The following is a 22,496-nucleotide window of genomic DNA, read 5'->3' on the forward strand; positions in this document are numbered from 1 at the left end:
GCCACGTCCGTGGCGGGCGGTCCGACGCGGGACGGTCGCGGGCACCAGCCTATACGCGCGCGCCGTTCCCGGCCGGGCGGTGCCCACGTGCTGGATTTCGGTCGGATGTCACACAATCGCCCGGCCCGTCCGGTCGGCCCCCACGCAGGCGGGGACGTACGATGAGCGAGGACGACCGGCGGTCCGTCCCAGCTCGCCCCCCACCTCAGAACGGAACACCGAAGCGCGTGCACACCACGAGCCAGGCACCGATCGACGGGACCGGAAGCCCGTCGAGCGCCGCGTCGACCCAGCAGCCGTCCTCCCCGACGGCCCCCGCGACCCCCGTCGCCCCGACGGCCGAGGCCGCCCGCGCGACGCGCGCCCTGCGTGAGCGGGTCGGCGCCTACGTCGCCCTCACCAAGCCGCGCATCATCGAGCTCCTCCTCGTCACGACGGTCCCGACGATGTTCCTGGCGCAGGGCGGGCTGCCCGGGCTGGGCCTCATCCTCGCGACGCTCGTCGGCGGCACGCTCGCCGCGGCCTCCGCGAACGTCTACAACTGCTACCTCGACCGCGACATCGACGAGGTCATGAACCGCACCAAGCGGCGCCCGCTCGTCACGGGCGAGATCACCCCGCGCGCGGCGCTCGTGTTCGCCACCGTCCTCGGCGTGGTGTCGCTGGTCTGGTTCGCGCTGCTGGTCAACGTCGTCTCCGCGTGGCTGACCTTCGGGGCGATCGCGATCTACGTCGTCGGCTACACGATGATCCTCAAGCGTCGCACCCCGCAGAACATCGTGTGGGGCGGCATCGCGGGCTGCATGCCGGTGCTCATCGGCTGGTCGGCGGTCACGGGCTCGCTGAGCTGGGCGGCGCTCGCGCTGTTCCTCGTCATCTTCTTCTGGACCCCGCCGCACTACTGGCCGCTCTCGATGAAGTTCAAGCGCGACTACGCGAACGCGGGCGTCCCGATGCTCCCCGTCGTCGCGGACGACAGCCGGGTCGCGCGCGAGATGATCCTCTACGGCGTCGCGATGGTGGCCTCGTCCCTCGCGCTGTGGCCGCTCGCCGGCATGACCTGGGTCTACGGCGTCGTCGCCACGGCCCTGGGCGCGTGGTTCCTGTCGTCGTGCGTGACGATGCTGCGCCGGGCGCGCGACAAGGCCGACGGCAAGGGCGGCAAGGTGGGGGAGATGAAGGTCTTCCACGCGTCCATCACGTACCTGACCCTGCTCTTCGTCGCGGTGGCGGTCGACGTCTTCCTGCCGCTGTGAGCCCGGTCGTCCCGGGCGGGCAGTGACGCCATGAGCCCCGGCGAGGCCCACGTGCCCGAGGCGCTGGACCGCGCCGCGCGCGAGTACCTGGCGCACCTCGCCGTCGAGCGCGGGCTGTCCGCCAACACGGTCGCGGCCTACCGCCGCGACCTCGCGCGCTACGTCGCGTTCCTCGCGTCGCGCGGGAACCACGCCGTGCGCGACGTCGAGGCGGACGACGTCGCCGACTACGTCACCGCGCTGCGGACCGGGGCCGACGGCGGCGCGGCCCTGTCGCCGTCCTCGACCGCCCGGTCGGTGGCGGCCGTGCGCGGCTGGCACCGCTTCTGCGCGGCGGAGGGCCTGGCCGACGCCGACGCGTCGGCCGACGTCCGCCCGCCCGCCCAGGGCAGACGGCTGCCGAAGGCCATCTCGACCGACGAGGTCGCACGCATCCTCGAGGCGTCCGGCGCCGGGGACGGGCCCGGCCCCCTGCGCGACCGCGCGCTCCTGGAGCTCGTGTACTCGACCGGCGCGCGCATCACCGAGGCGGTGAGCCTCGACGTCGACGACCTGGACCTCGACAGCGGCGCGGTGCGTCTCCTGGGCAAGGGCGGCAAGGAGCGCGTGGTGCCCGTCGGGTCGTTCGCGCGCCGCGCCCTCGACGCCTACCTCGTGCGCGGGCGCGCCGCGCTCGGCGCGAACGGCCGGGGGACGCCCGCGGTGTTCCTCAACACGCGCGGCGCGCGCCTGTCCCGGCAGAGCGCGTGGGCCGTGCTGCGCACCGCGGCCGAGCGCGCCGGGATCGAGCACCCCGAACGCATCTCGCCGCACACGCTGCGGCACTCGTTCGCGACCCATCTGCTCGCCGGCGGCGCGGACGTGCGCGTCGTGCAGGAGCTGCTGGGCCACGCGTCGGTCACCACGACCCAGATCTACACGCTCGTGACGCCCGACACGCTGCGCGAGGTCTACGCGGCCGCGCACCCCCGCGCGCTGGGCTGATCCCGCGCCGCGACGGGGCCATGGCGCCCCCCAGCACCGTCGCAGCACCGCCGCGAGTACCGCCGCGAGTACTGCCGCCCCACGTCCTCCCGGAACGCGGCGCGCGGGCGCGTACGCACCGGCCCCGGCGAGGTCCTGCGATACCGTGGCGGACGTGAGCAGCCAGGCCGAGACCCAGCCCGAGACGCGCGGCGCACACGGCTCGCACGGCGACGCCGTCCGTCCGGTCGTCCCGCAGACCTCCGCCGAGGGGGACGCGGCGCCTCCCGCCGACCGCCCCGTCGAGCAGCCCGAGGACCGTGCCGCCGCCGAGCCGCGCGTCGACGTCGTCGGCCGCACCCTTCCGGAGTTCCCCGTCCCGGCCTCGCTCGCCGCGCACGGCCCGGGCCGCATCATCGCCATGTGCAACCAGAAGGGCGGCGTCGGCAAGACGACGACCACCATCAACCTGGGCGCCGCGCTCGCCGAGTACGGGCGCAAGGTCCTGCTCGTCGACTTCGACCCGCAGGGCGCCGCGTCCGTCGGCCTCGGCGTCAACCCGCACGAGCTCGACCGCACGGTCTACAACCTGCTCATGGAGCGCGGCGCGGACATCCACGACGTGCTCGTGAGCACCGACGTCGAGAACCTCGACCTGCTGCCCGCGAACATCGACCTCTCGGCCGCCGAGGTGCAGCTCGTGGGCGAGGTCGCGCGCGAGTCCGTCCTGTCGCGCGTGCTGCGCCCGGTCGTGGACGACTACGACGTGATCCTCGTCGACTGCCAGCCCTCGCTCGGCCTGCTCACCGTCAACGCGCTCACCGCCGCGCACGGCGTGCTCATCCCGCTCGAGTGCGAGTTCTTCGCGCTGCGCGGCGTCGCGCTGCTCGTCGAGACGATCGAGAAGGTGCGCGACCGGCTCAACCCGCGCCTCGACGTCGACGGCATCCTCGCCACGATGTTCGACTCGCGGACGCTGCACTCGCGCGAGGTCGTCGCGCGCGTGCACGAGGCGTTCGGCGACAAGCTGCTCCACACCGTGATCGGCCGCACCGTGAAGTTCCCGGACGCGTCCGTCGCGGCCGAGCCCATCACCGTGTACGCGCCGAACCACCCGGGCGCCGTCGCGTACCGGCAGCTCGCCCGGGAGCTGGTCGCCCGTGGCGACGCCGCCTGAGCCGCCACCACCGACGGAGCCGCCCGCGCGGGCCGGGTTCGAGGTCCGGCTCGACAACTTCAGCGGGCCCTTCGACCTGCTGCTGTCGCTCATCACGAAGCACAAGCTCGACATCACCGAGGTCGCGCTCGCGCGCGTGACGGACGACTTCATCGCGTACATCCGCGCGGCCGAGCGCGCCGCCGCCGTCGCGCGGGCCGCGGGGGAGGACCACCCCGGCTGGGACCTCGGCACCGCGAGCGAGTTCCTCGTCGTCGCCGCGACGCTGCTCGACCTCAAGGCCGCCCGGCTGCTGCCGACGGGCAGCGTCGAGGACGACGAGGACCTGGCGCTGCTGGAGGCCCGCGACCTGCTCTTCGCCCGGCTGCTGCAGTACCGCGCGTACAAGGACGTGTCGGGCCTGCTCGCCGAGCGGTTCGAGAGCGCCGGGCGCCGGTTCCCGCGCGTCGTGCAGCTCGAGCCGCACCTGGCCGCGCTCCTGCCCGAGCTCGTGTGGACCATGGGTCCCGACCAGCTCGCCGTGCTCGCGGCCCGCGCGCTCGCTCCCAAGGCGCCGCCGCCCGGCGTCTCGCTCGACCACCTGCACGCCCCCGCCGTGAGCGTGCGCGAGCAGGCGGGGATCGTCGTCGACCGCGTGCGCACCCACGGCACGACGACGTTCCGCGCCCTCGTCGCCGACGCGGGGGAGACCGCCGTGGTCGTCGCGCGGTTCCTCGCGCTGCTCGAGCTGTTCCGCCAGGCGCTCGTCGCGTTCGACCAGGTGACGCCGCTCGGCGAGCTCACCGTGCGGTGGTCGGGCGACGACGACGCGGCCGAGCCGCCGCTCGCCGACGTCGGCAGCGAGTTCGACGAGGGCGACGAGCCCGACCCGGCGGCCGCCCTCGCCGCCACCGACCAGGAGGTCCCCGCGTGACGCAGCCCGACGACGGCCCGGCCCCCGACGACACCCGCCCGCCCGCCGTGCACGACCTCCCGGGCGGTCTGCCGTCCGCGCTCGAGGCCGTGCTCATGGTCGCGGACGAGCCGATCCCGCCGGTCGAGCTCGCGGCGGCGCTCGCGGTCCCGGTCGACGAGGTGCTGGACGCGCTGCACGACCTCGCGGCCGAGTACCGCGGCGACGACGGCGGTCGGCCCCGCGGGTTCGAGCTGCGCGCGGCGGGCGGCGGGTGGCGCGTGTACTCCGCGCCCGCGCACGCCGAGGTCGTGGGCCGGTTCGTCCAGGGCGGCCAGACGGCTCGGCTCACGCAGGCGGCGTTGGAGACTCTGGCCGTGATCGCGTACCGTCAACCGGTCAGCCGCGGCCAGGTGTCGGCGGTGCGAGGGGTCAACGTGGACGGCGTGGTGCGCACGCTCGTGGCGCGCGGGCTCGTGGCCGAGGTCGGCCAGGACCCGCACACCGGCGCCGGCCTCTTCGGCACCACGGGGTACTTCCTCGAGCGCATGGGTTTCACGTCGCTCGACGAGCTCCCCCCGCTCGCGCCGCACCTGCCGGACATGGACGACCTCGAGGGCCTCGACGGTCTCGCCGACCTGCGCGCTCCCGCGCGGCCGACGGGCGTCGCGGCGCCGACGGACGCTCCCGACGTCGCGGCTGACGACGCGGACGGCGCACCGGCGCCGACCGCCACGACACCCCGCGTGACGCACGACGTCACGCAGGAACCGACGGACGAAGGACACGCATGAGCTCGAAGGACGGACGCCGCTCCGGCGACGGAGGGCGCGGGCGCACGCCCCGCGACGGGGCGGGCGACGCACGCCGCGGCGGGAACGGCGACGCGCGTCGTGGCGGCCCGCGGGGCGGCGACGGCGCACGCGCGGGCGGCGCGCCCCGGCGCGGCGGCTCGTCCGCGCAGGGCTCGTCCGCGGGCCGCGGCGCGGGCGACGGGCGGGAGCAGGGCGCCGGTCGTGGCCAGGGCGCCGGTCGGGGTCGCCCTGCCGCGGGTCGCGGCACGTCGGCACCCCGCGCCGGTCAGGCGGCGGCCCGGCCGCGCCGTCCCGTGCGCGGGAAGCCCAGCGAGCCCCAGCGCGACGTCCACGTCGAGGACGGCGTGCGCCTCCAGAAGGTGCTCGCGTCGGCCGGGCTCGGGTCGCGCCGCGCGTGCGAGGACCTCATCGCGCAGGGCCGCGTCGAGGTGGACGGCGTGCGGGTCACCGAGCTGGGCGTGCGGGTCGACCCGGCGCGCGCCGTCGTGCACGTGGACGGGATGCGCCTGCAGCTCGACTCCTCGCGCGTGACGCTCGCCCTCAACAAGCCGCGCGGCGTCGTGTCGACGATGCACGACCCGGACGGCCGCCCGTCCATCGCCGAGCTCGTCGCCGACCGGCCCGAGCGCCTGTTCCACGTGGGCCGCCTCGACGCGGACAGCGAGGGCCTGCTGCTGCTCACGAACGACGGCGAGCTCGCGAACCACCTCGCGCACCCCTCGCACGAGGTCGCCAAGACCTACCTCGTCACGGTGCGCGGCAAGGTCGCGGGCAACGTCGCGAACAAGTTCCTGCACGGGATCGAGCTCGAGGACGGGGTCGTGCAGGCGGACGCGTACCGGGTCGTCGACCAGGTCGCGGACCAGACGATGATCGAGGTCGTGCTCCACTCGGGCCGCAACCGGGTCGTGCGGCGCATGTTCGAGGAGGTCGGCTACCCCGTGACGCGCCTCGTGCGCACGCGCATCGGGCCGATCGCGCTCGGCAACCTGCGCCCCGGCACGACGCGTGTCCTCGGGCGCACCGAGCTCGGCACGCTCATGGCGGGCGTCGGGCTCTAGGCCCGGCCCGCGCGTCCCGCACCACCACCCCGACGGACCGCCGCGAGGCGGGCCGTCCCGCACGAAGGAGCACCATCCATGCCGGTCCGGGCGATCCGGGGCGCGACCCAGCTCGACGCCGACGAGCGCGAGCACCTGTTCGCGCGCACGCGCGAGCTCGTCCAGGAGGTGCTCGACGCGAACGCCGTCGACACCGGCGCGCTCATCTCGATCCTCTTCACGTGCACCCCCGACCTGGTGGCCGACTTCCCGGCCGCCGCGGCGCGCGAGATGGGCCTCGGCGACGTGCCGCTCATGTGCGCGACGGAGATCGCGGTGCCCGGCGCGCTGCCGCGCGTGGTGCGCCTCATGGCGCACGCGGAGCTCGACGTCGACCGCGCGGCGGTCCAGCACGTCTACCTGCACGGGGCGACGGCGCTGCGCAAGGACCTCGCCCAGTGAGCGCGGGGACGTCGGGCGCGGGGGAGGGTCGCGCCGACGGCGCGCTGACGGTCGCGATCGACGGGCCGTCGGGTTCGGGCAAGTCGAGCGTGTCGAAGGGCGTCGCGCGCCGCCTCGGCCTCGCCTACCTCGACACGGGCGCGATGTACCGCGCCGCCACCTGGTGGTGCCTGCACCGCGGCGAGGACCTCGCCGACCAGGACGCCGTCGCGCACGCGGTGCGCGTCATGCCGCTCGTCATGGGCCTCGACCCGTCCGGTCCGACCGTCCACGTGGACGGGACGGACGTCGGCGAGGCGATCCGCTCGACCGAGATCTCGACGGCCGTGAGCGCCGTCGCGACCAACCTCGCGGTGCGTGCGGAGCTGCGGCGTCTCCAGCGCGGGGTCATCGAGGCCGAGCGCACGCCCGCGGGCTTCGCCGGCGGTCGCGGTGTCGTGGCGGAGGGCCGGGACATCACGACGGTCGTCGCCCCCGACGCCGACGTACGCGTGCTCCTCACCGCGAGCGAGGAGGCCCGCCTCGCGCGCCGCTCGCTCGACGTGCACGGGACGGCCGACGCGGCCGCCGTCGAGGCGACGAAGGACCAGGTGCTGCGGCGCGACCGCGACGACGCGACGGTCTCGCAGTTCCACGTCGCGGCCGACGGCGTCGTGACCGTCGACTCGTCGGAGCTCGACCTGGAGCAGACGATCGACGCGGTGCTCTCCGTGGTCGAGCAGGTCACCGGGCGGGTGGTCGGCCCGCGCCAGGGCTCGTGAGCCGCGGCACGGGAGACGGCGTCCCGTCGCCCGCCGGACCGGCGTGGTCGCGCTGGGTGGGCCGGTTCCTTGCGCGCGTCGCGTGGGCGACCGACGTCATCGGCGCGGAGCACGTCCCGGCCGACGGCCCCGTCGTGCTCGCCGCGAACCACACCGGCGTCGTCGACGGGCCGCTCGTCCTCGGAGTCGCGCCGCGCCCGCTGCACGTCCTCGTCAAGGAGGAGATGTTCACCGGGCCGGTCGGCTGGGTGCTGCGCGCGGCCGGGCAGATCCCCGTGGACCGCACCGGCGGGCGCCCCGCGCTCGCGGCCGGGCTCGGCGTGCTGCGGCGCGGCGGCGCGGTCGGCGTCTTCCCCGAGGGCGCCCGCGGGCGCGGCGACGCCACCTCCGCGCGTGCCGGGGCCGCGTGGCTCGCGCTCAACGGCCACGCCCGCGTGGTGCCGGTCGCCGTCCTCGGCACGCGCCGCGCGGGCGAGGGCGTCAACCGGATCCCCGGGCTGCGCCGTCGGCTCGTCGTCCGCTTCGGGGAGCCGCTCACCGTCGAGCGCGCGCCCGGGGTGAGCGGCAAGCAGGCGCTCGAGGACGCGAACGAGCGCATCCGCACCGCGCTCGCCGAGCTGGTCGCCGACACCGTCGCGCTGACCGGCGTGGCGCTGCCGCTGGACGACCCGCGCCGGGACCGGCCGACGCCGTGAGGGCGGACCGCCCGGTGGCGCACGTCGTGGGCGACCGCCCGGGCACGGGTCTGCTCGTCGGGCTCGCGTCCGCCCTCGCGTTCGGCGCGAGCGGCCCGTTCGTCAAGCCGCTCCTCGAGGCGGGCTGGACGCCCGGCGCCGCCGTCCTCGCGCGCGCCCTGTGCTCGGCGCTCGTCCTCGCCCCGGTCGCGGCCGTCGCCCTGCGGGGCAGCCACCGCCTCCTGCGCGAGGAGTGGCGGCTCGTCCTCGGGTTCGGCCTCGTCGCCGTCGCGGCGACCCAGCTGTGCTACTTCGCGGCCGTCGCGCGCATGCCCGTCGGCATCGCGCTGCTCGTCGAGTACCTCGCGCCCGTGCTGCTCGTCGGCCTCGCCTGGGCCCGCACGCGCCACGTGCCGCCCCGGCTCACGCTCGCGGGCTGCGCCGTCGCGGTCCTCGGGCTCGTGCTCGTCGTCGACCCGGGCGGCGCCCGCCCCGACCTCCTCGGCGTCCTCCTCGCGCTCGGTGCTGCAGTAGGGCTGGGCGCCTACTTCGTGCTGTCCGCGCGCCCGACGCGCCTGCCGCCCGTCGCGCTCGCCGCGAGCGGGCTCGGCGTCGGGGCGCTCGCGCTCGGCGCGGCGGCGCTCGCGGGCGTGCTGCCCTTCGCCGCCCCGCTCGTCGACGTCACGCTCCTCGGCTCGCCCGCGCCCTGGTACGTCCCGCTCGCGGTCGTCGTGCTCGTCGCGACGGCGTTCGCCTACGTCTCGGGCGTCGCCGCGACCGTGCGCATGGGCGAGCGCCTCGCGTCGTTCGTCGGGCTGTCCGAGGTGCTGTTCGCCGTCGCCATCGCGTGGCTCCTGCTCGGCGAGGTGCCGAGCCTCGTGCAGGCCGCGGGCGGCGTGCTCGTCGTCGCCGGGGTCGTGCTCGTGCGCCTCGCGGGCACGCCCGCCGCGCGGTAGGTTCGCGCTCAGGCGCCGACGCCCCGTCGCAGGGCCGGGCAGGCGCCGCCCGCGGGGGAGGGAGCACGCATGGCCGAGCCGCCCGGCAAGCCCACGACCGTCGACGAGTACCTCGCGACGCTCGCCCCGGACGCGCGCGAGGTCGTCGCGCACCTGCGCGCCGTGGTGCACGACACGGTGCCCGGCCTGGGCGAGCGCATCAGCTACGGCATCCCGACCTTCACCCGCGACGGCCGGTACGTCGTCTACCTCGCGGGCTGGGCCCACCACGTCTCGCTCTACCCCGTGCCCGAGGTCGACGACGCGCTCGCGCGCCGCATCGCGCGCTACCAGGACGGCAAGGGCACGCTGCGGTTCCCGCTGGCGGAGCCCGTGCCCGACGACGTCGTGCGGGCCGTCGTCGCGCGGCTCGCCGCACGCCGGGACGGTGCCGCGGGCTGACGCCGGGCGCGCCGGACGGGCACCCGCACGACGCGCCCGCGGCCCGGTTCGGAGCCTGGCCCGCGGCCTGGGAGAATGGACCCCATGACCACACCCGACCCCGCCCAGCCCGGCACGCCCGGACGGACCGACGCCGTCGGTCAGGCCGAGGAGCCCCTGGCGCCCGCGGACGCCGCGGACGACGAGGCGCGCGAGCGCGCGCTGCGCGCCGGACTCGACGACTACGAGCTCGAGGACGCCGACCTCGCGCTGCTCGACGCCGACGAGGACGCGCTCGACGGCGCGGCGCCCGAGGCGCCCCTGCCCGTGCTCGCCGTGGTCGGGCGCCCGAACGTCGGCAAGTCGACGCTCGTCAACCGCATCCTCGGCCGCCGCGAGGCCGTCGTCGAGGACAAGCCGGGCGTCACGCGCGACCGCGTGAGCTACCCCGCCGACTGGGCCGGGCGCCGCTTCACGCTCGTCGACACCGGCGGCTGGGAGGTCGACGTCGCGGGCATCGAGTCCAAGGTCGCCGAGCAGGCCGAGGTCGCGATCTCCCTCGCCGACGCGGTGCTCTTCGTCGTCGACGCGACCGTCGGCGCGACCGCGACGGACGAGCGCGTCGTGCGCCTCCTGCGCGAGTCGGGCAAGCCCGTCGTGCTGTGCGCCAACAAGGTCGACGGGCAGTCGGGCGAGGCGGACGCCGCGTACCTGTGGAGCCTCGGCCTCGGCGAGCCGCACCCCGTGTCCGCGCTGCACGGCCGCGGGACGGGCGACCTGCTCGACGCCGCGATGGCGGCGCTGCCCACGGAGTCCGAGCACGGCGAGGTGCGGCCGACCGGGCCGCGTCGCGTCGCGCTCGTCGGGCGCCCGAACGTCGGCAAGTCCTCCCTGCTGAACAAGCTCGCGGGCGCCGACCGCGTCGTCGTCGACGAGATCGCGGGCACGACGCGCGACCCCGTCGACGAGCTCGTGACGATCAAGGACGTGCCCTACGTCCTCGTCGACACCGCCGGCATCCGTCGCCGCGTGCACCAGACGAAGGGCGCCGACTTCTACGCGTCCCTGCGCACGCAGGCCGCGATCGAGAAAGCGGAGCTCGCCGTCGTGCTCGTGGACGCGTCCGTGCCGCTCACCGAGCAGGACACGCGCGTCATCTCCCAGGTCGTGGACGCGGGCCGCGCGCTCGTCATCGCGTACAACAAGTGGGACCTCATGGACGACGACCGTCGCCCGTACCTCGAGCGCGAGATCGAGAAGGACCTCGTCCAGGTGCAGTGGGCGCCGCGCGTCAACGTGTCGGCCCGCACCGGCTGGCACACCGACCGCCTCGCCCCGGCGATGGAGCGCGCGCTCGACTCCTGGGACACGCGCATCCCGACGGGCCGCCTCAACGCGTTCCTCGGCGAGCTCGTCGCCGCCCACCCGCACCCGCTGCGCGGCGGCAAGCAGCCCCGCATCCTCTTCGCGACGCAGGCCTCGACGCGCCCGCCGCGGTTCGTGGTGTTCGCGACCGGGTTCCTCGAGGCGGGCTACCGCCGGTTCATCGAGCGACGTCTGCGCGAGACGTTCGGGTTCGAGGGCTCGCCCATCGAGATCAGCGTCCGCGTGCGGGAGAAGCGCAAGCGGTGAGCACGGGCACGGGGCGCGCCTCCGCCGGGACCTCCCGGCGGAGCCGCGCCCTGCGCCTCGGCGCGGCCCGGGACACCGCGGCCGTGCGGCACGTCGTGACGTTCCTCGTCGTCGCCGTCGCGACGGTGCTCGTGACGCGGTTCTTCCTCGCGGCGTCGGGGTATCCGCAGGTCGGCGGGGGAGACCTGCACGTCGCGCACGTGCTGTGGGGCGGGCTCGGCATGGCGCTCGCCCTCGTGCTGCTGCTGTCCTTCGTGGGCCCGGCGCTGCGCTCGCTCGGCGCGTTCGTGGGCGGGATCGGGTTCGGGCTGTTCGTCGACGAGGTCGGCAAGTTCGTCACCGCGGACAACGACTACTTCTACGAGCCGACGGCGGCGCTCATCTACGCGACGGTCGTCGTGCTCGTCCTCGTCGTCGAGGCGCTGCACGGGTGGCGGCGCCACCACCCGGCCGAGTACCTCGCGGTCGCGACCGACCGCGCCGTCGCGGGCGTCGCCGGCGGGTTCACCGACGACGCGCGCGACGAGGCCCGCGCGCTCGTCACGCTGGGTCGCGGCGAGCCGGCGGCCGACGAGGTCGCGGCGCTCGTCGAGGCCGTGCCGCGCGACGACGTCGACGTGCCCGACCCGGTGCGCGCCCTCGTGCGGCGCTCGTCGGCCTGGTTCGCGCAGACGCTCCAGCGCCGCTGGGCCGCCGTCGTCGTGGTCGTGCTCGTGCTCGGGACGGCGCTGGGCTCGCTGCTCGCGGGGCTGCGCGTGCTGGTCGGCGACGTCGACGTGCCCCCCTGGGTCGGGGCCGGCATCGCTGCGGGCGTCGCCGCGACGGTCGCGTGCGTCGTCGTGGGCGTGGTGGTGTCCCGCCGCGGGCGGCCCGAGGACCGCCGGGCCGGCGCCGTGTGGGTCCGGCGCGGCGTGCTCGTCTCGCTCCTGCTCACCCAGCTCCTCGTGTTCCGCGCGCTGCAGTGGGTCGGCGTCGCGGGTCTCGTGGTGGACCTGCTCGTGCTCGCGGCGCTCGGTGCCGCGCTCGGCGGCGACGACGAGCGCCGTCGGACACCGCGCCGCTGACGCGTCGTCGCCGCGATGGGCGACCTCTCCTGACCGACGACGGCGGCCGCCCCCGGGAGGGGACGGCCGCCGTCGGCGCTGGTGGTGGGCCGCTCAGCCGAGCGGGCCGTAGAGCGCGGGGGAGGTGCGGGCCTGCGTGGCCTGCTCGAGCGCGTACGCGAGGCCGAGCAGCGGGCCCTCGTCGAAGTCGCGGCCGAGCAGCTCGAGGTTGACGCCGCCGCCGGTGACGGTGCCGTCCGTCGCGACCGCCTGGCCGACCGGGACCGTCACGGCGGGCAGCCCGGTGTTCGGGCTGAGCCGCAGGTTGGTGCCGATCGTCCCGTACGGGTTGGCGCTCGGGTAGACCAGCGCGTCGAGGTCGGCGTCGTCGAGCATCGCGGTGACGAGCACCTTGCCCTCGGCGAGCACCTTGGTGTGCGACCCCTCGGGACCGGCCCACGCCTGGTACGTCTCCTCCGTGACCGCGTCGCGCGAGACGTACGTGCTGCGGCGGGACGGCACGTAGCGGCCCGAGTCGACGATCCCCTGGAGCGTGCGGGCCTCGACCTGCGGCGCGAGGTGGGTCGCGACGTACGCGTCGAGGTCGTGCTTGAACTCGTTCGTCGAGCCCGACCCCTCGGAGAGGACGCTCGCGAAGCCGTTGGGCAGGACCGGCGACCACGTGGTGGGCGGCGTGACCTCGACGACGGTCGCGCCGAGCGACTCGAGCGTCGCGCGGGTCTGCGCCCACAGGCGGAGCGTCGCCGCGTTGCTGCCGAGCATCGACGGCACGTAGCCGATGCGGGCGCCGTCGAGCGCGCCCTCGTCCAGGTACTGCGTGTACGACGCCGGGACCTCGCCCTCCTGGCGCGACGTCACCGGGTCGGCGGCGTCGACCCCCGTGACGGCGTCGAGCGCGACGGCCGCGTCGAGGACGGTGCGCGCCATCGGCCCGCCCGTGTCCTGGCTCAGCGCGAGCGGGATGATGCCGTCGCGGCTCGCGAGACCGACCGTCGGGCGCACGCCGACGAGCTGGTTGTACGACGACGGGACGCGGATCGACCCGCCCGTGTCCGTGCCGAGGCCGAGCCCGGCGAGGTTGGCTGCGACGGCCGCCCCCGTGCCGCCGCTGGACCCGCCGGCCGTGCGGCTCGTCACGTACGGGCTCGCGACGAGCGTGCTCGTGCCGGCGTCCTGGAAGGACGAGAACTCCGACGCGAACCCGAACGCGAACTCGTCCAGGCTGGCCTTCGCGAGGATCACCGCGCCGTCGGCGCGCAGACCCTCGACCATCGTCGCGTCGGTCGTCGTCCGGTTGTCGTCCCAGCAGCCGCAGCCGCCCGTGGTGGGCATGTCCGTCGTGTCGTAGTTGTCCTTCACCGCTACGGGCACGCCGAGCAGCAGGCTCGTCATGCCGTCCGTCGCGCGGACCGCGTCGGCGCGCGCGGCGGCCTCCAGCGCGACGTCGCTCGTGCTGATGATCGAGTGCAGCGGCCGCCCGCCCGCGCCCGTGTCGACGAGCGTCGTGTCGTACGCCTCGATCCGGTCGAGGTACTCCTGGGTGATCGCGACCGACGTCGTCGTGCCCGCGTTCATCGCGGCCTGCATGTCGAGCACGGACGCCTCGACGAGCTCGAACGGGCCGTCGTCGTAGACCATGCGCTGCGAGACGGCGGCGAGGTCGGTCACCGTGATCGTGCCGTCGCCGTCCGTGTCGGCGGGCGCGACGTCGTCCCAGACCGCGTCCGCCGACGTCGCGCCGAGCGCCGCGGCGACGACCGCGAGGTCGTCGGTCGTGACCTGCCGGTCGCCCGTGAGGTCGAGCTCGGTCCAGTAGGGGGCGAGGAGCGGCGCGGTCTCCGCGGCGGGCGCGCCGGTCGCGGCGGGCGCCGTCGTGACGCCGAGGACGAGGCCGCCGATCGTCAGGGCGGCGAGCCCGCCGGTGGCGGCGCGCCGGTGGGTCGTGGTCACGGACGGCTCCTTCGAGGGGACGGGCGCGCGGTGCGCGGGCGACAGGTCGGGGCGGGTCAGCGGGCCGGTCATCGCGTGGCCGCCCGACGCCGCGCGAGCAGGATGCCCGTGCCGACGGCGACCGCGAGGAGCGCGGCCCCGACGAACCAGGCGACGCTCGCCCCGGTCGACGCGAGCGCGCCGCCCGAGGTGGACCCGGACGGGGACGACGACGAGTCGGACGCGCCGTCGTCCCCGGGGGGTGTGGTGCCGCCGTCGTCGACCGGCGGCGTGGTGGCCCCGCCCGTCGGCTCCTGCGTGGGCGGGACGTCGACCGCGGTGACGGTCGTCGTGGCGCTCGCGGCGTCGGCGAGCGTGGCCGTCTCGGCGTCGGCGCCCACGAGCGTGGCGGTCGGGACGGCGAAGGCCGCCGCGCCGTCGGACACGGCGGTGAACGTCAGGGTCGCGAGGGTGACGTCGCCCCCGAGGCCGGGCGAGGTGCCGAGCCGCGTGTGCGTGACGACGACCGTCCCGGCCGCGTCGTCGGTCGCGTCGGCGAACCCGCCGTCCGGGGTCACGACGGAGTCGTCCACGAGCTCGACGAGGTCGGGGTCGTAGGTGACGGCGAGGTCGTAGGCGTAGAGGTCGACGGCGCCGGTCGCGGCGACCGTGACGGTGATCTCCGCGCCGACCTCGACCGACGCGGGCGCCGTGAGGGAGACCTGGGCGACGGACGGTGCGGCGTGCGCGGGGGCGGCGAGGGCCGCCGCGGCGACCGCGAGACCGCCGACGAGGGCGGCGCGGACGCGGAGCCGTCTGCGGGGGACGGGACGGGTCATGGGCGAGCGGTCCTTCCTCCGGGCGCGCGGAGGTACGGCGCGACCGGCGGTCGTGTGGTGGGGCCCCCTGCCGTCAGCGATGCTCACAAGTCGCTGTTTCCCGGGCGTTTCGCGACGGTTAGCACGAGCAACGAACAGGGTCTCGGTCCGGTCACGATCCCGACGACGCGGGTCAGCCGAGGACCGGCGGCTCGCCCTCGCGCACCTCGGGGTCCGGCAGGCGGCGCATGCGCAGCGCGGCGACGACGCCGAGAAGCCCCGCGACGAGCGGCACGAGGAGCGCGACCTGCAGCGCCCGCGCCCGCACGTCGTCGTTGATGGCCACGACCTCGGCCCGCACCGCGGGCGGCTCGTCGGCGAGGAGCTCGACGAGCTGGGCGTCGCTCATGATCTCGGCGTCGTCCTCGAGCACCCGGGCGACCTGCTCCTTGTCGTCCGGGGGCAGCACGTCGCTCGCCTCCGCCCGCGCCGTGAACCCCGCCGCGAGCGACGCCAGCATGACCGCGCCCGCGACGGCGAGGCCGAGCGAGAGGCCGAACGACCCCGCGGCCGAGCTCACGCCCGCGGCCTCGCTCGCGCGCTCCTCCGGCACGGGGGAGAGCGTGTACGCGTTGAGCTGGGAGACCAGGAGCCCCAGCCCGGCGCCCGCCACGACGAGCGGCAGCGCGAGCCACCAGCCCGACGACGCCCTCGGCACCACCACGACGAGCGCCACCACGCCCACGACGAGCAGGAGGAAGCCCGCGAGCACGCGGGAGGCCGGCCGCCGTCGGCCCGGGCGCTTGCCCGCGACGAGCGCGGCGGCGAACATCGTCAGCGACAGCGGGGCGAGCGAGAGACCCGCGAGCAGCGCGTCGTACCCGAGCGCCATCTGCAGGAAGATCGGCAGCGCGATCATCGCCCCGCCCAGCGCGACCTGCTGCAGGAGCTGCTGCGACACCCCGATCCGGAACGCGGGCGAGCGGAACAGCCCCGGGTCGACGAGCGTCGTCCGCCCGGCCCGCGCGCGCCGCACGAGCCACCACGCGAGGCCCACCAGGCCCAGCGCACCGACGAGGACGAGCGCCCCGACCGCCTCGCCGCCCTCCTGCCACACGAGCACGCCCAGCACGACGCCGCCCATCCCGACGACGGACAGGACCGTCCCGACCACGTCCACCGCGCGGTCGCCCGTGTACGGGACGTCGCGCACGAGCCGCACGCCCACGAGGACGACGACGATCACCACGGCCTCGAGCCCGAACGCCACGCGCCACGACAGCGTCGTCGTGATGACGCCGCCGAGCAGCGGCCCGACCGCCGCCGCGATCGACGCCGCCGCGCCCACGAGCGCGTACGCCGCCTTGCGCGCGGTGCCCTCGAAGTTGCCGTGCACGAGCGACTGCATCGCCGGCAGCAGCAGCGCGGCCCCGAGCCCGCCGATGACCGACCAGAAGACCACGACCGCCACGAGGCTCTGGGCGAGCGTCATCGCCACGGCGCCCGCCCCGTACGCGAGCAGCCCGACGACGTACGCGCGCCGCCGGCCCACGAGGTCGCCGACCTTGCTGCCCACGAGGATGAACGACGCCGACACGAGCGCCTCGAGCGCGATCGCCGTCTGGACGCCGCTCACGGTCGTGCCGAGGTCGCGCACGACGGCCGAGATCGACACGTTCATGAACGACGTGTCCACCACGAGCACGAACATCGCGGCGGCCAGGAGCAGCGCGAGGCGCCGGTCGGCCGCCGTCGGCCGACCCGCGGTGCGACCCGTGCTCTGCTCCACGTCGACCCCCGTCCGGCGTCCATGCTCGCCGCCCGGGTCGTCCCGGCGCCTCACCCGTCGCGGGTGCTCCGCCGCCCGCGCCGCCGAGGTCGGCGCGGGGGACTGGGAGGATCGCGGTATGGCCGCAGAGGGGTGGACGTCGCGCCACGTCACCGTCGAGGGCCGCGAGGTCTTCGTGCGCTCCGGACCCGAGGTCGCGGGCGCCGTGCCGATCGTGCACGTGCACGGCTTCGCCATCTCCGGCACCTACCTCCTCCCGACGGCCGAGCGTCTCGCCCACCGCGCGACCGCCGTCGTGCCGGACCTGCCCGGGTACGGGCGCAGCGAGGAGTGGGGCCACCCGCTCGGCATCCCCGCCCTCGCGTGGGCGCTCCTGTCGACGCTCGACGCCCTCGGGCTCGACCGGGTCGTCCTGCTCGGCAACTCCATGGGCGGGCCCGTCAGCCTCGAGGTCGCGCACGCCGCCCCCGACCGGGTCGCCGGCGTGGTGCTCGCCTCGCCGGCCGGGGGCGTGCACAACCAGCCGTTCGGGCGCGCCCTCACCCAGCTCGCGCGCGACGCCGTGCGCGAGAGCCCGCGCATGGCGCGCGTTGCCGTGCCCGACTACGTGCGGTTCGGGCCGGTCAACGCGCTCCAGCTCTTCGCCGAGCTCGCGCGGTTCCCCTCGCTCGAACGCGTGCTGCGCGTCCCCGTGCCGACGCTCGCCGTCCTCGGCACGCGCGACCCGCTCATGCCGCCGCCGTGGCGCGTGCGGGAGGTGGGGGCGCTCGCGCCCCCGCACGTGACCGTCGCGGCGATCGAGGGCGCGCCGCACGCCATGAACTTCAGCCACCCCGGCGAGCTGGCGCACGTCGTCGGGTGCTGGCTCGACGGGCGCGACATCACCGACGACCCCGACGAGCCCGGTGTGGCCCGGGTGCTCCAGGTCGCGCGGGGGGCCGGGCCGGTCGTGTGAGCCGTCGTGTGCACCGCGGGCCGGGTCGTGGGTCGGGACGTGAGGGTGCCCGGCTCGGTACGGTGCTCGCAGGGCGTTCCGCGTCCTGGCACGGACGGGAGCGCGCGAGAGCGAGGAACGAGCGGTGACGACGACGGCGGCTGCGGTCGAGCTGAGCATCGAGGACCTGCGGGCGGTCACGGGGTACGCGGCCCGGTGCGCGGAGCCGGCGCTGGAGCTCGTCGAGGCGGTCCGGCCCGACGACGCACGCCCCCGCGAGGCGGTCGACGCGGCCCGCGCGTTCGCCGACGGCGGCGCGCGCGGCAAGGCGCTGCGCGACACCGCCTGGGCGGCCCTGCGCGCGGCGAAGGAGGCCGGCGACCCCGCAGCCGCCGAAGCCGCCCGGGCCGCGATGGCGGCGGCCGGCGCCGCGTACCTGCACCCGATCGCCGACGCCCACCAGGTCAAGCACGTCCTCGGCTCCGCCGCCCACGCGGCGCACGCCGCCGCGCTCGCCGCGGGCGGGGACGGGTCGGGCGAGAACGTCGCGAGCAGGTGGCTCGACACCGCGCGGGCGCTCGCGACGCCCGAGGTCGTCGCGGTGCTGCGTCGCTACCCGCCCGCGCCGGGCGGCGGCGGTCGTGTCGGCGAGCTGGTCCGACGGCTCGACGCGGCGCTGCGGGACGACACGGGGCCGTCGGAGGGCGTCGTACCGGACGAGCGGACGTAGTCGGCACCCGCCGGGACCTCCAGGCGTCGTCAGCTGCGCCGGATCCGTTGGGCGAACAGGTCCAAGACGGCGAGGATCCCCTCGTGCTGCCAGACCCGGTTGCGCCGGAGGCCGCTGCGCTCGCGGAGGACACCCGCGTCGGCGAGCTGGCTCAGCGCTCGCTGGGCGGTGACGTCACTGAAGCCGAGGTGGTCGCGGAGGAACGCCGCGTTGATCACCGGATGGGCCACGAGGTGCGGCACGACGCTCCAGGCGGAGGCCTGGGGCCGCAGCCCGGAAAGCTGTTCCCGCGCTGTGGCGACCTGGCCCGCGAGGTCGTCGACGAGCCGCGCTCCGGCCGTCGCGGCGAACCGGCTCGCGCGGGAGAGCTGCTCGACGATCGGCCAGGCGTCACCGGCGCGGAACGCGGTGAGCGCGTCGAAGTAGGCCTCGGTGTCGATGAGGAGGCCCGCGGAGACCGGGGCGATGGTGTTCCGCGTGAGGCCCTTCGAGCGCAGCATGGCGTGCACGAGGGCCCGGCCGGTGCGGCCGTTGCCGTCCGTGAAAGGGTGGATCGTCTCGAGCTGCGCGTGCGCGACGGCGGTCTGGACGAGGACGGGAAGGTCCTCCCGGCGGACAAAGGCCATGAGGTCCGCCATCGCTCCAGGGACGAGCTCTGGCTGGGGCCCGACGTGGGTCGCGCCTCTCGGGCTGATGCTCGACGAGCCGACCCAGACCAGAGTGCCTCGGTAACGCCCCGCGTGCCCCTCCCATCCGGGCTGCCCGGCGAGGAGCTCGCGGTGCATCGTGAGGATCGAGGCCTCGTCGAGCCGGTCGGCGAGGTCGATGGCGGCTTGCATGGCCCGGACGTTCGCGACGACGGTGCGTGCGTTGGTGCTCGTCGTCTGGTCGATCTCGGCGAGCGCGAGCTGCTTGGCGCCGACCGTGAGGTTCTCGATCTGCGACGAGGAGGCGGACTCGGTGCGCAGCAGGATCGAGGACATCGGACCCAGGGTGGGGTTGTCCGGCCCGAGCGTTGCGCTGGCGTACGAGTCGAAGCGTGCGAGAGCGGCGGCTGCTTCCTCGGCGTCGGCGGACTGCTGCGGCGTCAGTACGGGGGAGTAGTCCGCGATGGCGGTCGGGATGGTGGACTCGTAGGGCCCCGAGCCAGCCGCCACCTGCGCGCGCGTCGAGAGGCCGTCGTTCTCTGCTGTCCAGTAGTGGCTCACGTGAGCTACCGCTGGGACGGCGAGCGCCTGAACTGCTTCCATGACGTCACCTTACTTACAGTTTCGGCGAAACTGTAAGTAACGGGCGGCGTCAACTATCACTTGAGGGTTCCGCGCTCGGTGTGTCGAACCGCACGGCCCCGGAGAGCGGTTGCGGTCGATGTCGTGCACACGATAGATGCATCATGTATCTATGCCCCGCACCACCAGCGCTTCTGCCACGGAACAGGCGTACCGGCACGTGAAGTCCCTCGTCCTCGACGGGAGCCTGCCCGGCGGGTCCATGACGAGCGAGGGCGAGATCGCCGAACAGCTCGGCGTGAGCCGCACGCCGGTCCGGGAGGCGTTCCTGCGCCTGGAGGCCGAGGGACTGCTCCGGCTCTACCCGAAGCGCGGCGCGCTCGTCGTGCCGGTCGCGCCCGGCGAGGCCGACGACGTCCTCGACGCGCGCCTGCTCGTCGAGACGCACGCCGCCCAGTCCGTCGTCCGCCTGCCCGACACCGAGCTCGGCACCCTCGTCGCGCTCCTGCGCGACCTCGTCACCGCCCAGGAGGCCGCCGTCGCCGACGGGGACGTCGCGGAGTACGCGACGCTCGACGCGCGGTTCCACCAGGAGATCGTCGCGGCCGGGGGCAACGCGCTGCTCACCACGTTCTTCGTGAGCCTGCGCGAGCGCCAGCAGCGGATGGTCGCGCACAGCGTCCGGTGGGACCCGGGCCGTGCGACGACGTTCGTCGCCGGGCACCGCGCGCTCGTCGACGCGCTCGAGGTGCGCGACACCCGCACCTACAAGCGCCGCGTCCAGCGCCACCTCGAGGACGCGAGGGCCGGCCTGTGAGCGCGGCTGCCTCGAGCCCCACGAACGAGGCCTCCGCGCCGGGGGCGAGTGCCGCCGTCGGACCGCGGGCGTGGCTTGCCGTCGCGGCGGTGATGTTCGCCGTCGCGTGGGGCGGCAACGAGTTCACGCCCCTGCTCGTCATGTACCGGGAGGTCGGGCACTTCTCCGCGGTGACCGTCGACGCGCTGCTCGCCGCCTACGTGCTCGGGATCGTCCCCGCGCTCCTGCTCGGCGGACCGCTCTCCGACCGGTACGGGCGCCGCCCGCTGCTCCTGCCCGCCGCGCCGATCGCGCTGGCGGGGTCGCTCGTGCTCGCGGCGGGGGAGTCGTCCGCCGCGCTGCTCGCGACGGGCCGCGTCCTGTGCGGCGTCGCGCTGGGCCTCGTCATGGCCGTCGGCACCACCTGGGTCAAGGAGCTCAGCGACGCGGCCGCCCGTGCGTCCGGCGTGCCCGACGGCGGCTCCGGCGCCCGCCGCGCCGGCCTCGCCCTCACGCTGGGCTTCCTCGTCGGGGCCGGCGTCGCGGCGGTGCTCGCGCAGTGGGCGCCGTGGCCCACGCACACCGCCTACCTGCTGCACGCGGCGCTCGCCGTCGCGACCGGCGTCTGGCTGCTGGGCGTCCCGGAGACGCGCGTCGTGCCCGACGGCGGGACCCGGGGCCGGCTGCGCGACGACCTGCGCGTGCCGGCGGTCGCGCACCGGCGGTTCCTGCGCGTCGTCGTACCCGTGGCGCCGTGGGTGTTCGGGTGCGCCGGCAGCGCCTACGCCGTGCTGCCCGGCCTCGTGTCCGCCAGCGCGGGCAGCGCGCCCATCGCGTTCTCCGGGCTCATGACCGTGCTCGGCCTGGGCTGCGGGGTCGGCATCCAGGTGCTCGGCCGCCTCATCGACACCCGCCACAGCGCGCGGGCGTCCGTCGTCGCCATGTCCATCGTCGTCGTCGGCATGGGCTTCGGCGCCTACGCCTCGGCGCGGCTCGACCTCCCGACGGCGCTCGTCGCCGCGATGGTGCTCGGGGCCGGCTACGGGCTCGCGCTCGTCGCGGGGCTCAGCGAGGTCCAGCGCATCGCGACGCCCGACGATCTCGCCGGTCTGACGGCCGTCTACTACTCGCTCACCTACATCGGGTTCTGCGTGCCCGTGGCGCTCGCGGCGCTGTCCGTGCGGTGGACGTACGCGCAGATGTTCCTCGGCGGCCTGGTCATCGCCGCGGTCTGCCTGGTGATCGTGGCGAGCGCGTGGCGCGCGCACCTGCCGACGGGGGAGCAGGACGCCGCGGCGACCTCCGGCGAGACCGACCGCACAGCCCCGACCGGGGCAAACGGTGCGCTGGAGGCGTCGCGGATGGGGTAGAGTATCCGAGGCTTCACGGGGTCCGATCCGCTCGGATCTGGCTCGGTGATCCAGCCACGGGCTGTGGCGCAGCTTGGTAGCGCACTTGACTGGGGGTCAAGGGGTCGCAGGTTCAAATCCTGTCAGCCCGACAAGAGAAACAGGCCAGAGGAATACTCCTCTGGCCTGTTTTTGTCCTCGGCGACTGCATCTGCTTCGCGGTCTGGCGCCCAGACCCGCACCCTTCTTGATCTGCGCGATCGAGCCGCTCTGACCGGCCGCGACGACCACGCCTAAGCGGAAGTCAGCGGTATGGGGCGGGCACGAGGGAATACTCCCGGTGAAGAAAAGACAGTCCCCGCCGATCAAGAGTCAGCCGCTGCTGGGGTGTTCACCGGCCTGTGGCCGGGTGGTCGTAGGTTGCCTGCGTGGGCGAGCGCGGACGTACACGGACGACCAGCTGGCCGAAGCCGTCGCCATCTCGACGTCGTGGCGGGGTGTCCTCCGGACACTTGGCCTCGTCGGCACATCGTCTGGCGCACTCCGGTCCGTCCGGACACGTGCCGACCTGAGGGGATACGACTACGGGCACTTCACCGGACAACGCCGTTGGACCGAGTCCGAACTGCGTGCGGCGGTCGCCTCGGCGTCGACGTGGTCGGAGGTGACCGATGCGCTAGGGCTCGGCAGCACGTCAGCGATCGCGACCGTCAGGGGCCATGCGGTCCGACTCGGTCTTGGCGTCCAGCATCTGCGACGGTCCTCCGCGCGGGAACCGGAGAGTGCGCCGACTCCGGACGTCGCCCATCT

The 22,496-nt window shown here is 75.4% G+C and carries 20 protein-coding genes, 1 tRNA gene and 1 pseudogene; 18 read left to right on the plus strand and 4 right to left on the minus strand.

Annotated features, from left to right (window positions below; all coding sequences use genetic code 11):
- Positions 1-227: 227 nt before the first annotated feature.
- The 13 genes and pseudogenes from E1O70_RS04235 to E1O70_RS04295 all read left to right on the plus strand — a co-directional run bounded on the left by E1O70_RS04235 (position 228) and on the right by E1O70_RS04295 (position 12,112).
- Positions 228-1,256, plus strand: coding sequence for a heme o synthase (locus E1O70_RS04235; RefSeq protein WP_255218746.1), 1,029 nt, complete (start codon positions 228-230; stop codon positions 1,254-1,256).
- Between the two features lie 30 nt (positions 1,257-1,286).
- Positions 1,287-2,240 carry a site-specific tyrosine recombinase XerD gene (gene xerD / locus E1O70_RS04240; protein WP_061267770.1) on the plus strand — a complete coding sequence of 318 codons (954 nt, stop codon included), beginning with the start codon at positions 1,287-1,289 and terminating at the stop codon, positions 2,238-2,240.
- 154 nt (positions 2,241-2,394) lie between these two features.
- On the plus strand, positions 2,395-3,396 hold the full coding sequence (locus E1O70_RS04245; RefSeq protein WP_082774463.1) for a ParA family protein: 1,002 nt from the start codon (positions 2,395-2,397) through the stop codon (positions 3,394-3,396).
- Positions 3,380-4,309, plus strand: a complete 930-nt coding sequence (locus tag E1O70_RS04250) for a segregation and condensation protein A (protein WP_061267771.1) — start codon at positions 3,380-3,382, stop codon at positions 4,307-4,309. The genes E1O70_RS04245 and E1O70_RS04250 overlap by 17 nt, the downstream gene beginning before the upstream one ends.
- Positions 4,306-4,914 (plus strand): annotated as a pseudogene (gene scpB / locus E1O70_RS04255) (SMC-Scp complex subunit ScpB); the annotation flags it as partial. The gene E1O70_RS04250 and the pseudogene scpB, both read left to right, overlap by 4 nt.
- Positions 4,915-5,078: 164 nt before the next feature.
- A complete protein-coding gene (locus E1O70_RS04260) occupies positions 5,079-6,164 on the plus strand; it encodes a pseudouridine synthase (protein WP_128957503.1) in 1,086 nt (361 codons plus the stop codon).
- 78 nt (positions 6,165-6,242) lie between these two features.
- Entirely contained in the window at positions 6,243-6,605 is a 363-nt protein-coding gene (aroH, locus tag E1O70_RS04265; protein WP_043660429.1) for a chorismate mutase, read from the plus strand.
- On the plus strand, positions 6,602-7,366 hold the full coding sequence (gene cmk, locus E1O70_RS04270; protein ID WP_061268489.1) for a (d)CMP kinase: 765 nt from the start codon (positions 6,602-6,604) through the stop codon (positions 7,364-7,366). The genes aroH and cmk overlap by 4 nt, the downstream gene beginning before the upstream one ends.
- Positions 7,363-8,061, plus strand: a complete 699-nt coding sequence (locus E1O70_RS04275; protein ID WP_128957504.1) for a lysophospholipid acyltransferase family protein — start codon at positions 7,363-7,365, stop codon at positions 8,059-8,061. Before cmk ends, E1O70_RS04275 begins: the two co-directional genes overlap by 4 nt.
- 14 nt (positions 8,062-8,075) lie before the next feature.
- On the plus strand, positions 8,076-8,996 hold the full coding sequence (locus E1O70_RS04280; RefSeq protein ID WP_082774640.1) for an EamA family transporter: 921 nt from the start codon (positions 8,076-8,078) through the stop codon (positions 8,994-8,996).
- A 69-nt stretch (positions 8,997-9,065) separates the two neighbouring features.
- Positions 9,066-9,437, plus strand: coding sequence for an iron chaperone (locus E1O70_RS04285; RefSeq protein WP_043656988.1), 372 nt, complete (start codon positions 9,066-9,068; stop codon positions 9,435-9,437).
- A gap of 75 nt (positions 9,438-9,512) precedes the next feature.
- Positions 9,513-11,048, plus strand: coding sequence for a ribosome biogenesis GTPase Der (gene der / locus E1O70_RS04290; protein ID WP_082774637.1), 1,536 nt, complete (start codon positions 9,513-9,515; stop codon positions 11,046-11,048).
- Entirely contained in the window at positions 11,045-12,112 is a 1,068-nt protein-coding gene (locus tag E1O70_RS04295; RefSeq protein WP_061268488.1) for a hypothetical protein, read from the plus strand. The genes der and E1O70_RS04295 overlap by 4 nt, the downstream gene beginning before the upstream one ends.
- Positions 12,113-12,205: 93 nt before the next feature.
- On the opposite strand, the gene E1O70_RS04300 is transcribed toward E1O70_RS04295, so the two are convergent.
- The 3 genes from E1O70_RS04300 to E1O70_RS04310 form a co-directional block, all read right to left on the minus strand.
- On the minus strand, positions 12,206-14,062 hold the full coding sequence (locus tag E1O70_RS04300; protein ID WP_061268492.1) for an amidase family protein: 1,857 nt from the start codon (positions 14,060-14,062) through the stop codon (positions 12,206-12,208).
- A gap of 68 nt (positions 14,063-14,130) precedes the next feature.
- Entirely contained in the window at positions 14,131-14,880 is a 750-nt protein-coding gene (locus tag E1O70_RS04305; RefSeq protein ID WP_061268487.1) for a cohesin domain-containing protein, read from the minus strand.
- A 172-nt stretch (positions 14,881-15,052) separates the two neighbouring features.
- Entirely contained in the window at positions 15,053-16,570 is a 1,518-nt protein-coding gene (locus E1O70_RS04310; RefSeq protein WP_082774639.1) for an MFS transporter, read from the minus strand.
- A gap of 196 nt (positions 16,571-16,766) precedes the next feature.
- Here E1O70_RS04310 and E1O70_RS04315 point away from each other — a divergent pair, with 196 nt between their 5' ends.
- Both E1O70_RS04315 and E1O70_RS04320 read left to right on the plus strand, forming a co-directional pair.
- Positions 16,767-17,603, plus strand: a complete 837-nt coding sequence (locus tag E1O70_RS04315) for an alpha/beta fold hydrolase (protein WP_051028337.1) — start codon at positions 16,767-16,769, stop codon at positions 17,601-17,603.
- 124 nt (positions 17,604-17,727) lie between these two features.
- Complete coding sequence (locus E1O70_RS04320) at positions 17,728-18,312, plus strand: putative immunity protein (RefSeq protein ID WP_061268485.1); 585 nt, start codon at positions 17,728-17,730, stop codon at positions 18,310-18,312.
- 29 nt (positions 18,313-18,341) lie between these two features.
- Here E1O70_RS04320 and E1O70_RS04325 read toward each other — a convergent pair whose 3' ends face one another.
- The gene (locus E1O70_RS04325) at positions 18,342-19,562 is read right to left on the minus strand and encodes a Fic family protein (RefSeq protein WP_061268484.1); all 1,221 of its coding nucleotides are present in this window, start codon (positions 19,560-19,562) and stop codon (positions 18,342-18,344) included.
- A gap of 151 nt (positions 19,563-19,713) precedes the next feature.
- Here E1O70_RS04325 and E1O70_RS04330 point away from each other — a divergent pair, with 151 nt between their 5' ends.
- The 3 genes from E1O70_RS04330 (at position 19,714) to E1O70_RS04340 (ending at position 21,838) form a co-directional block, all read left to right on the plus strand.
- Positions 19,714-20,358 carry a GntR family transcriptional regulator gene (locus E1O70_RS04330; protein ID WP_061268483.1) on the plus strand — a complete coding sequence of 215 codons (645 nt, stop codon included), beginning with the start codon at positions 19,714-19,716 and terminating at the stop codon, positions 20,356-20,358.
- The gene (locus tag E1O70_RS04335; protein WP_240696591.1) at positions 20,355-21,707 is read left to right on the plus strand and encodes an MFS transporter; all 1,353 of its coding nucleotides are present in this window, start codon (positions 20,355-20,357) and stop codon (positions 21,705-21,707) included. The genes E1O70_RS04330 and E1O70_RS04335 overlap by 4 nt, the downstream gene beginning before the upstream one ends.
- A gap of 57 nt (positions 21,708-21,764) precedes the next feature.
- Positions 21,765-21,838, plus strand: a tRNA-Pro gene (locus E1O70_RS04340).
- The last annotated feature ends 658 nt before the right edge of the window (positions 21,839-22,496 follow it).

Origin of the sequence: Cellulosimicrobium funkei (genome assembly GCF_004519295.1) — a bacterium.
In the GTDB taxonomy this organism is placed as follows: domain Bacteria; phylum Actinomycetota; class Actinomycetes; order Actinomycetales; family Cellulomonadaceae; genus Cellulosimicrobium; species Cellulosimicrobium funkei.